The sequence below is a fragment of the Pseudomonas campi genome, from assembly GCF_013200955.2.
In the GTDB taxonomy this organism is placed as follows: Bacteria; Pseudomonadota; Gammaproteobacteria; order Pseudomonadales; family Pseudomonadaceae; genus Aquipseudomonas; species Aquipseudomonas campi.
Genome location: NZ_CP053697.2, coordinates 3,973,617 through 3,984,704, shown reverse-complemented (window position 1 = coordinate 3,984,704; position 11,088 = coordinate 3,973,617). Strand labels below are relative to the sequence as shown.

Genomic DNA, 11,088 nt, shown 5'->3' with positions numbered 1-11,088 from the left:
ATGGCTGACTACAAAGCTCCCCTGCGCGACATGCGCTTCGTGCTCAATGAAGTGTTCGAAGTTTCCAAGCTGTGGGCACAGTTGCCGGCCCTGGCCGAAGTGGTGGACGAAGACACCGCCGCAGCCATCCTCGAAGAAGCAGGCAAGGTCACCGGTGGCGTGATCGCCCCGCTCAATCGCAGCGGCGACGAAGAAGGCTGCTCCTGGACCGACGGTGCGGTGAAAACCCCGGCCGGTTTCCCGCAGGCCTACCAGACCTATGCCGAAGGCGGCTGGGTTGGCGTCGGTGGTGACCCGGTATTCGGCGGCATGGGCATGCCCAAGGTGATCTCGGCCCAGGTCGAGGAAATGGTCAACTCGGCCAACCTGTCGTTCGGCTTGTACCCGATGCTGACCGCCGGTGCCTGCCTGTCGATCAATGCCCACGCCAGCGAAGAGCTGAAAGAGCAATACCTGCCGAACATGTACGGCGGCACCTGGGCGGGCTCCATGTGCCTGACCGAGCCGCATGCCGGCACCGACCTGGGCATCATCCGCACCAAGGCCGAACCGCAGGCCGACGGCAGCTACAAAATCTCCGGCACCAAGATCTTCATCACCGGCGGTGAGCACGACCTGACCGAGAACATCATCCACTTGGTGCTGGCCAAGCTGCCGGACGCCCCGGCCGGTCCGAAAGGCATCTCGCTGTTCCTGGTGCCGAAGTTTATGGTCAATGCCGACGGCTCGCTGGGCGAGAAGAACGCGCTGTCCTGTGGTTCGATCGAGCACAAGATGGGCATCAAGGCTTCGGCCACCTGCGTGATGAACTTCGACGGCGCCACTGGCTGGATCGTCGATGCGCCGAACAAGGGCCTCGCCGCCATGTTCACCATGATGAACTACGAGCGTCTGGGCGTCGGCATCCAGGGTCTGTCCCTGGGTGAGCGCAGCTACCAGAACGCCGTGGAGTACGCCTGCGATCGCATCCAGAGCCGCGCGCCGACCGGCCCGGTGGCTAAAGACAAGGCCGCCGACCCGATCATCGTGCACCCGGACGTCCGTCGCATGCTGTTGACCATGAAAGCGCTGAACGAAGGTGGTCGCGCCTTCTCCAGCTACGTGGCCATGCAGCTCGACACCGCCAAGTTCAGCGAAGACGCCGCCACCCGCAAGCGCGCGGAAGAGCTGGTTGCTCTGCTGACCCCGGTGGCCAAGGCCTTCCTCACCGACATGGCGCTGGAAACCACCACTCACGGTCAGCAGATTTTCGGCGGCCACGGCTACGTCCGTGAGTGGGGCCAGGAGCAGCTGATCCGCGACTGCCGCATCACCCAGATCTACGAAGGCACCAACGGCATCCAGGCGCTCGACTTGGTCGGTCGTAAAGTCGTCGGCAGCGGCGGTGCGTTCTACAAGCACTTCGCCGAAGAGATCAAGGCCTTCACCGACAGCGCCGACGCCTCCCTGGCCGAGTTCATCAACCCGCTGAAAGACGCCATCGCCAACCTGGAATTGATGACCGCCGATCTGCTGGAGCGCGCCAAGGCCAACCCGAACGAAGTCGGCGCCGCTTCGGTCGAATACCTGCATGTGTTCGGTTATACCGCCTATGCCTACATGTGGGCCCTGATGGCGCGCACCGCGCTGGCCAAGCAGGATCAAGGCGATTTCTACGTCAGCAAACTGGGCACCGCGCGTTTCTTCTTCGCCCGCCTGCTGCCGCGCATCCACTCGCTGACCGCTTCGGTCAAGGCTGGTAGCGAAAGCCTGTACCTGCTGGACGCCGCTCAGTTCTAAAACTGGCGCGGTAAGACCAGAAGCCCCGGCCTAATCAACCGGGGCTTTTGTTTGGGCGACTGTTCAGTTTCATCTGTGGCCGTCTGAGAATCTTCATCGCGGATAAAATCCGCTCTCACACTGGGTAGGACGGGTGAAACCCGCGTTGCCCCTGTCGCGGGGTGTCACCCGATGTAGGGTGGATGACGCTCTGCTCATCCACCACTGGCCTCGCTCGGTGGATCGGTGAAGCGTGATCCACCCTACGTGCCCGCGGGCCGGGCGCTATCCGCCTTGCCGAGGTCGCGGGTTTCACCCGTCCTCGGGGCTATGTGCCTGTGGCCCAGTTGGCAATCGTCTCTGTATGGTCAGGCGAGCGCGCCGATATACTCGGCCATCCGCGGTCGCACGTGCAGCGTTGGCTGCCGCGCGCAAAGGATTTCGCCCCAACGGCTCGGGAAGCAAATGCATGCAATGGATCTTCATGCTGGTCGGCCTGGTGCTCGGTGCGCTGGCCGGTGAATCGGTCACCAGTGCCCTGCTTGGCGGTTTGATCGGGTTGGGGCTGGGGCAAGCCCTGCGCCTGCACCAGTTGGCGGGCGAGAACGCCAAGCTGCGCCAGGAACTCAAGGGGTTTGCCGAGCGCTTCGAGCGTGGCACCACGGCACTCTACGAACGCTTGCTCAAGCTGGAGCAGGGCGGCCAACCCGCCGAGCAATCCGTGCCCGCCGAACCCGCTGCCGTTGTGCCAGAGTTGGTGCTGCCGGCCGCGTCTGCACCCGCGCCGGTCGAGCCGGACAGCGAGCTGGTCTTCGAGCTGCCAGAGTTGCAGCCCGTCACCGAGCCGGTGCTGTCCCGCGAGCAGCCGGACAGCTGGCAGTCGGCGCCGATCCAGCCGGCCCGCCCTGCCGAGCCGATCGCGCCGCCTGCTCCCAGAAAGCCCCGCGAACCTTCGCCCATCGAGCGGGCCATCGGTCTGGCCAAGGCCTGGCTGTTCGGTGGCAATACCGTGCTGCGGGTTGGCGTGGTGCTGTTGTTTCTCGGCCTGGCCTTCCTTCTGCGTTATGCCACCGAAGGCATGGTGGTGCCGGTCGAGATGCGTTATGCCGGCGTCGCCGCTAGTGCCATTGCCCTGCTCGGGCTGGGCTGGTGGCTGCGCGAGCGGGTCGGCAGCTACGGCCTGATCCTGCAAGGCACCGGCGTGGCCGTGCTGTACCTGACCACCTTCGCGGCGATGCGCCTGCACCCGCTGCTCGATCCGAAGATGGCCCTCGGCCTGCTGGTGCTGGTCACCGTGTTTTCGGCGATCCTGGCGGTGGCGCAGAACGCCCTGGGTCTGGCGGTGGCGGCGGCGCTGGGCGGCTTCGCCGCACCGATCCTGACCTCCACTGGCAGCGGCAACCATGTGGCGCTGTTTTCCTACTTGATCCTGCTCAACAGCGGCATCTTCGCCATCGCCTGGTTCAAGGCCTGGCGCCTGCTCAACCTGGTCGGTTTCCTCGGCACCTTCGGCATCGGCTTCGCCTGGGGGCTGCGTTACTACAAGGCGGAACTGCTGTGGAGCACCGAGCCATTCCTGATCCTGTTCTTCCTGATGTACGTGGCCATCGGCCTGCTGTTTGCCCGGCGCAAGCTGCGCGAGGCCGAGGCGGCGCCGCAGGAACGTGGCGAACTGCTGCGCTGGGCGCGGGACAAGGCCGATTACGTGGATGGCAGCGTGTTGTTCGGCACGCCGCTGGTGGGCTTCGGCCTGCAGTACGCGATAGTGCAGCACATCGAGTTTGCCGCCGCCTTCAGCGCCCTCGGTCTGGGCCTGTTCTATCTGTTGCTGGCCCGCGTGCTCAGTGGCCGCGCGCCGGGGCGTACGCTGTTGCTGGTGGAAACCTGCCTGGCCCTCGGGGTGATCTTCGCCAGCCTGGCCATCCCGCTGGGCCTGGATGCGCGCTGGACGTCGGCAGCCTGGGCGGTGGAAGGCGCTGGGATCTTCTGGCTCGGCCTGCGCCAGGGGCGGCCGTTGGCGCGCGCCTTTGCCCTGCTGCTGCAGTTGGGCGCGGCGCTGGCGTTCCTCGGTGAACTCAGTTTCAGCATGCCCAGCGCCACGGTGCTGGGGGGCGCGCCATTGGGCGCATTGATGCTCGGTGCGGCGCTGCTGTTCAGCTTCTGGCAACTGCGCCAGGCGCCGCTGGAGACCAGCAAGGCCTGGGAACGCCGTGGCCTGCCGTTGCTGGCAGTGGGCGGGTTGCTGTTTCTCTATCTGATCGCACCGCTGTGTTTCGCCGCCGAGGGCACCGCCATCAGCTGGGCCCTGGCCGGGTTGGCGACGTTGTGGGTTGGCCTGCGCCTGCAGTCGCGCACTTTCCTGTTCAGCGCCTTTGCTGTGCAACTGCTCGGTGGCCTGATCTTCCTCAGCAAGCTGCAGGGGGCAGAACAGGGCGAGGGCGGCGTGCTCGATTCCGGCTGGCGTGGCCTGCTGGTCTGCTCGCTGATCGGCCTGGCGCTGGTGGCCGGCATGCTGATTGCTGCGCGCGACAAGCTGGTCAGCAGCGATCGCGGCCTGCTGCGCGGCTTGTCACTGGTGATGCTGGTCGGCCTGGTGTTCATCAACCTGGCGGTGCTGTTCGTGCTGCCCTGGCACAGCGCCAGCGCGGTGTGGGCGGGCACCGGCCTGCTGATCATCTGGCTCAGCCTGCGCCTGCAGCTGCGCGTCAGTTTCTTCTTCGGCCTGCTGCTGCAGGTGGTTGGCGGCATTGCCTTCCTCGCGGCCAGCCCCCTGCTGCTCGGCTATCTGCCCAGCGAGGGGCTGCGTCCGCTGGCCCATGCCGGCTTCTGGACGCCGCTGGTACTGGCCATTGCCGCGCAGATTGGCGCCTGGCGCCTGCGTCATGTGTTGCTGCGCCAGCAGGCCGGTGAACTGGGCAGCCTGAGCCTGCAGCGCTTGTCGCAACTGTTGCTGGTGTGGGGTGCGGGCTGGTGGGCGCTGGCCCTGGCGGCCGAGATCGTGCGCTTTGTCGCGCCGGGTCTGCAGGGTTCGCTGCTGTTGCTGGCCGCGGCGCTGAGCGTGGCGCTGTGGGCCTGGCTGGCGGCACGTCTGCGCTGGCGCGCCTTGGCCTTGCTGTGCACGCTGCTGGTGCCGGTGGCCGGGGTGATCCTGCTGCAGGTCGGCGAACGCAACTATCACCCGGCGGCGGATTTCGGCTGGTTGGCCTGGGGGCTACTGTTCGCCGTGCACCTGTTGTCGCTGCGCCGCCTCGCGGGCCTGTTGCCGGGTGGTGCCTTGAGTGCCGCCCATGTGCTGGGCTGCTGGTTGATCCTCGGGGTATTGGCGCTGGAGCTGCGCTACCTGCTGATGCTGTTGTCCGAGCAGTACAACGCCTGGCGCTGGCTGGGCTGGGCGTTGCTGCCGAGCGCCTTCCTCCTGCTGATGGCGGCGTCGCGACCATGGCCGTGGCCGGTGGCGGCTTATCCACGCGAATACCGGGTGTGGGCGGCCGCCCCGCTGGCGGTGCTGATGCTCGGCTGGTTCTGGCTGGCCAATATCGCCAGCGCCGGCGGCGCCGAGCCGCTGCCTTATATCCCGCTGGTCAACCCGCTGGAGCTGGGCCTGCTGTTCAGCCTGCTCGGGGTGTATCAGTGGTTGCGCAGCGGGCTGCCGCAGCTGGGCGTTGCGGCGGTGCGCACGGAGCAGGTGGCGCAGCTGGTGGCTGGCGTTTCGCTGTTTGCCCTGTTCACCGCCACGGTGTTCCGCGCCGCTCATCACTGGGGCGGCGTGCCCTATCAGCTCGATTTGCTGCTCGACTCGATGCTGGTGCAGGCCGGCTTGTCCATCGTCTGGACCCTGATCGCCCTGCCGCTGATGATCGTCGGTCACCTGCGCGGCCGGCGCGAACTGTGGCTGGTGGGTGCCGCACTGATCGGCGTGGTGGTGGCCAAGTTGTTCTTCGTCGAGCTGGGCAACCGCGGTGGCCTGGAACGCATCGTGTCCTTTATCGGCGTCGGCGTGTTGTTGCTGGTCGTCGGCTATTTCGCACCGCTGCCGCCACGCAAGGCGGACGGTGAATCCGCACAGGTGAAAGCATGAGCAAAGTCTTGTTGTGTCGTCCGTTGCTGCTGGCCGCGCTGCTCTTGGCGCCTTGGGCGAATGCGGGTGAGCAGGCTGGAGACTACGCCACCCGCGTGCCCCTGACGCTGGCTGGCGAGGGCCCCTGGTATCGCCTGGAGCTGCCGCCGGCTCTGCATTTCGCCGCCCGCCATGCAGACTTGCGTGACCTGCGCGTATTCAACGGTGAAGGCGAGGCCCTGGCCTATGCCCTGACCCTCGGTACTGCGCAGGCCGCCGAGCAGCGCCAGCAGGTGGCGGTCAAATGGTTCCCGCTGATGGGCGCGGCGACTGCCCAGGGCGCGCCGGCCATCCGCGTGCAGCGCAGCACCAGCGGCACCCTGGTCGAAGTGGCGCCCGAGGAGTCGGCGCCGGCCGAGCAGATCCTGCGCGGGTGGTTGCTCGACGCCAGTGCCGTGGACCTGCCGTTGCATCGCCTGCTGTTGGACTGGAGCGCCGACAGCGAAGGCTTCCAGCGTTTTTCCATCGAGGCCAGCGACGACCTGCAGCACTGGAGCAGCTGGGGCGAGGGCAGCATCGCGCGTCTGAGCTTCGCCAACGAGCGCATCGACCAGCGCGAGGTCGCGCTGCCGGGGCATAAGGCGCGCTATTTGCGCCTGCTCTGGTTGGCGCCGCAGCAGGCGCCGGCCCTGACAGCCGCGCAGCTGGTCAGCATCGGCAATGCCGACACGGCGCCGCCGCTGGTCTGGTCTGCGCCACTGCCGGCGCGCAGCAGCAAAGCCGGCGAATACAGCTGGGAGCTGCCGCTGTCGCTGCCCATACAACGGGTCAAATTCAGCCTCGATCAGGCCAACACCCTGGCGCCGGTAAGCTTGTCCAGCCGCCGTGATGGCAAGCTGGAGTGGCAGCCGCTGGCCCGCGGTCTGCTCTATCGCCTGCCGCAGAATGGCAAGGAGGTGCGGCAGGACGAGATCGAGCTGTATGGCGCGCCGGTGCAGCAGCTGCGCCTGCAGGTGGACGAGCGCGGCGGCGGCCTGGGCCAGCAGGCGCCGCAATTGCAGGTGGCGATGCGCAGTACCCAGGTGGTGTTCCTCGCCCGCGGTTCGGCGCCTTACCAGCTGGCCATCGGCAAAGCGGCCGGGCAGTCGGCGGCCTTGCCGCTGAGTACGCTGATTCCTGGTTACGAGCCGGCGCGTCTTTCCAGTCTGGGTCTGGCGACGGCGCCGCAGCAGGTGCCGGCGGCTGTCGAGGCGGCCGCGCAGCAGGCGCAGTCGCAGGCGGACTGGAAGCGCATCGGCCTGTGGGCAGTGCTGCTGGCCGGCGTGGCGCTGCTCGGCGGGATGGCCTTCAGCCTGCTGCGCAAGCCACAAACCGGCGCATGATGAGGCGATCATGCAGGTAACGGTGGCGATCCGTCGGGCGATGATTAGTTCAAACAAGAGTTTGATGAAATGAGATACGAATCACGCTAGAGTCGGCGAGTGGTACCCAGTCCAATAACAATCACAAGGACATTTCGATGAAGCGCGTTCTGACTCCGCTGGCCGCGGCTTGCCTGCTTGCCAGTGCTTCCCTGCCCCTGTCGGCATCCCCCTATTCAACCATGGTGGTATTCGGCGACAGCCTGAGCGATGCCGGCTGGAATACTGGCGCCGACGGCCCCATCCGGTACACCAATCGGGTCGGACCGACCTACCTGGCAGGCGAGGCCTTCGGCCCGGTTAGCCCCATGCTGTTGGGCGGCAAGCTGGGTTTTGGCGAGGACGACAGCGCGGCGGCCAATGCCGGGGGTAACAACTGGGCGGTGGGCGGCTATCGCACCGATCAGATTCTCGATACGGTCAACGACAACTACCTGGCGAGCAATGGCTTCCGTGCGGATTCCAATGCGCTTTACTACCTCACCGGTGGCGGTAATGACTTCCTCCAGGGGCAGGTGTTCAGTACTGAAACCGCTCAAGCCTCTGCAGGGCGCTTGGTCGATAGCGTTGAGGCGCTGCAGCAAGCAGGCGGCAAATACATCATGGTCTGGTTGCTGCCGGACGTGGGCTTGACCCCAAATTTCTTCGGCGGGGGTTTGCAGAACACCGTTTCGAACCTGGCCCAAGACTTCAACAACGAGTTGGTCATTCAACTCGCTCAGGTCAATGCAGAGGTCATTCCCCTCAACGTCCCCCTGATGCTCTCGGAAGTCTTGGCCGACCCGGCGCGCTACGGCCTGCTGGCTGATCGCACCGAGCTGCTGAGCACCTGCTTTGACGACTGCGGCGCCAACCAGAACCCGGTCTACGGGCTCAACGGTACCAGCCCCGATCCGAGCAAGCTGCTGTTCGACGACAGCGTGCACCCGACCATTGCCGGGCAGACGTTGATCTCCGACTATGCCTACTCGCTGTTGTCTGCCCCGTGGGAAATCGGCCTGCTGCCGGAAATGGCGCATGGCAACCTGCGCTCGCACCAGGATCAGTTGCGTGCCCAGTGGCAGGCCGACTGGGAAGCCTGGCAGGCGGTTGGCCAGTGGCGTGCATTCGTCAATGCTGGCGGCCAGCGCCTCGACTACGACGTCTATGACAGCTCTGCCGATGGCAATGGCTACAACCTGAACTTCGGTGGCAGCTACCGCATCAACGAGGCCTGGCGTGCCGGTCTCGCCGCCGGTTTCTACGAGCAGAGCCTGGAAGCCGGCGCTGCCGACTCCGATTACGACCTCAACAGTTACATCGGCACCGCCTTTGCCCAGTATCAGGAAAACCGCTGGTGGGCCGAGCTGGCGGCCAGTGCCGGTCACCTCGACTATGCCGATCTCAAGCGCAAGATGGATCTGGGTCCGACCACCCGTGCCGAGGAAGGCGACACCGATGGCTCGCTGTGGGCCTTCACTGGCCGTTTCGGCTACGACATCGCCCAGCCGGGTAGCCAGTGGCACCTGAGCCCGTTCATCAGCGCCGACTATGCCCGTGTCGAACTGGATGGCTATGCGGAAGATGGCCAGAGTTCCACTGCGCTGACCTATGACGACCAGGAGCGGACCTCCAAGCGTCTGGGTGTTGGCCTGCAGGGCATCATCGACCTCAATACCCGGACCCGCCTGTTTGCCGAAGTGGCGCAGGAGCGCGAGTACGAGGACGACGTCAGCGAAGTGAGCATGTCGCAGAACGCCCTGCCGGGTATCGAGTACACGCTGGAAGGCTATGTGCCCACCGACAAGACCACTCGTGCCAGCCTGGGTGTCAGCCACAAGTTGGCCGAAGGCCTGTCGCTGCGCGGTAGCTACAGCTACCGCAACAGCGACGACGATGACCAGCAGGGGATCAACCTCTCCCTGTCCTGGGACTTGTAAGCCCTCTACCGTAACCGCGTCCCCACAGTGGGGCGCGGTCACGGTGCACTCCTCAATTATCCCCGTGTCGCCATCCTCTCATCAGCTGTCGGGTTCTGCAGAGGCGCTGGCGCCCGCAAACGGTTAAACTGCGCGCGATTTTGACTTCCCTTCCGGAGCTCCTCCATGTCGCGCGTCACCCTCAGCCGCTATCTGATCGAACAGACCCGCAGCCACAACACCCCGGCTGATCTGCGTTTCCTCATCGAAGTGGTCGCACGTGCGTGTAAGGAAATCAGCCACGCCGTGTCCAAGGGCGCCCTCGGTGGCGTGCTCGGCAGCATGGGCACCGAGAACGTGCAGGGTGAAGTGCAGAAGAAGCTCGACGTGATCTCCAACGAGATCCTTCTCGAAGCCAACGAATGGGGCGGCCACCTGGCCGGCATGGCGTCCGAAGAAATGGACAATGCCTATCAGATCCCTGGCCAGTACCCGAAAGGTGCTTATCTGCTGGTGTTCGACCCGCTGGACGGCTCCAGCAACATCGATGTCAACGTCTCGGTCGGTACCATCTTCTCCGTGCTGCGTTGCCCGGATCGCAATGGCGAAAGCGGTGATCTTGGCGAAGAGGCCTTCCTTCAGCCGGGCACCCAGCAAGTCGCGGCCGGCTACGCCATCTACGGCCCGCAGACCATGCTGATGCTGACCCTCGGCGACGGCGTGATGGGCTTCACCCTGGATCGCGAAATGGGCAGTTTCGTGCTCACTCACGAGAACATCCGCGTGCCGGAAAGCACCGCCGAATTCGCCATCAACATGTCCAACCAGCGTCACTGGGAAGCCCCGGTGCAGCGCTACGTCTCCGAGCTGCTGGCTGGCAAGGAAGGCCCGCTGGGCAAGAACTACAACATGCGCTGGATCGCCTCGATGGTGGCTGATGTACATCGCATCCTCACCCGTGGCGGCCTGTTCATGTACCCGCGTGACGCCCGCGAGCCGGAGAAGCCGGGCAAGCTGCGCCTGATGTACGAAGCCAACCCGATGTCGATGCTGATCGAACAGGCTGGCGGCGCCGCCACCAACGGCACCCAGCGCATTCTCGACATCCAGCCGGAGTCCCTGCACCAGCGCGTGGCGGTGTTCCTTGGCTCCAAAGAAGAAGTCGAGCGCGCCACGGCCTACCACCAGGGCTAAAACCTGCTTTACGATCTTGCGAGCTAGAGCCAGACAAGGCAAAACTGGCCGAGGGAGCGGAGTTTACAGCTGTAAATGAGCATCCCGAGGTCAGTTTTAACGCGGTATGGCCGACGCGCAGCCAGATCGTAAGGAGGTTTTGATGATGCCGGCCTGGCAGCCCCTGCTCGACTGGTGGTTCGGTGATGCCGAAGCCGCCAGCGACGTGGCGGCCCAGCGCAGCAAGCTGTGGTTCGGCTACCAGGCGAGCCAGGACGCCGAGGCGCGTGAGCGTTTCGGCGAGCTGAGTGCCCAGGCGCTGGCGGGTGGGCTGCAGGATTGGACCGAGCAGGCCGAGGGCTGGCTGGCCCTGATCCTGCTGCTCGACCAGCTGCCACGGATGATCCATCGCGCCACGCCACAGGCCTTTGCCGGCGATGCCCGCGCCCAGCAACTGGTGCGTTGGGGGCTGGCGCAAGGCCTGGAGCGGCAGCTCGCGGCGATTCGCCAGGTATTCGTCTATCTGGTGCTGGAGCATGCCGAGGATCTGGCCACGCAGAACTTGGCCGTCGAACGTTTCCGCGCCCTGCGCGAGCAGGTGCCAGCCGCCGAGCGCGAGCTGTTTGGCGGATACCTCGACTATGCCGTGCGCCACCAGCAGGTGATCGCCCGTTTCGGCCGCTTTCCCCATCGCAACGCGATCCTTGCGCGCATCTCGACGCCAGCCGAACTGGCCTTCCTGCAGGAACCCGGCTCACGCTTCTGACGTCCAATGGCGCAC

General features: G+C 65.4%; 6 protein-coding genes. All 6 read left to right on the top strand.

Going from position 1 to position 11,088, the window contains the following annotated elements:
* The 6 genes from HNE05_RS18345 to HNE05_RS18320 all read left to right on the top strand — a co-directional run bounded on the left by HNE05_RS18345 (position 1) and on the right by HNE05_RS18320 (position 11,073).
* A complete protein-coding gene (locus HNE05_RS18345) occupies positions 1-1,779 on the top strand; it encodes an acyl-CoA dehydrogenase C-terminal domain-containing protein (protein WP_173210024.1) in 1,779 nt (592 codons plus the stop codon).
* Positions 1,780-2,227: 448 nt separating this feature from the next.
* Positions 2,228-5,836, top strand: a complete 3,609-nt coding sequence (locus HNE05_RS18340) for a DUF2339 domain-containing protein (protein WP_173210022.1) — start codon at positions 2,228-2,230, stop codon at positions 5,834-5,836.
* On the top strand, positions 5,833-7,197 hold the full coding sequence (locus HNE05_RS18335; protein WP_173210020.1) for a DUF3999 domain-containing protein: 1,365 nt from the start codon (positions 5,833-5,835) through the stop codon (positions 7,195-7,197). The genes HNE05_RS18340 and HNE05_RS18335 overlap by 4 nt, the downstream gene beginning before the upstream one ends.
* Positions 7,198-7,334: 137 nt before the next feature.
* Complete coding sequence (locus tag HNE05_RS18330; protein WP_173210018.1) at positions 7,335-9,155, top strand: autotransporter domain-containing SGNH/GDSL hydrolase family protein; 1,821 nt, start codon at positions 7,335-7,337, stop codon at positions 9,153-9,155.
* A 165-nt stretch (positions 9,156-9,320) separates the two neighbouring features.
* Positions 9,321-10,328, top strand: coding sequence for a class 1 fructose-bisphosphatase (locus HNE05_RS18325; RefSeq protein WP_173210015.1), 1,008 nt, complete (start codon positions 9,321-9,323; stop codon positions 10,326-10,328).
* Positions 10,329-10,470: 142 nt separating this feature from the next.
* Positions 10,471-11,073, top strand: coding sequence for a DUF924 family protein (locus tag HNE05_RS18320; RefSeq protein ID WP_173210013.1), 603 nt, complete (start codon positions 10,471-10,473; stop codon positions 11,071-11,073).
* Positions 11,074-11,088: the final 15 nt, after the last annotated feature.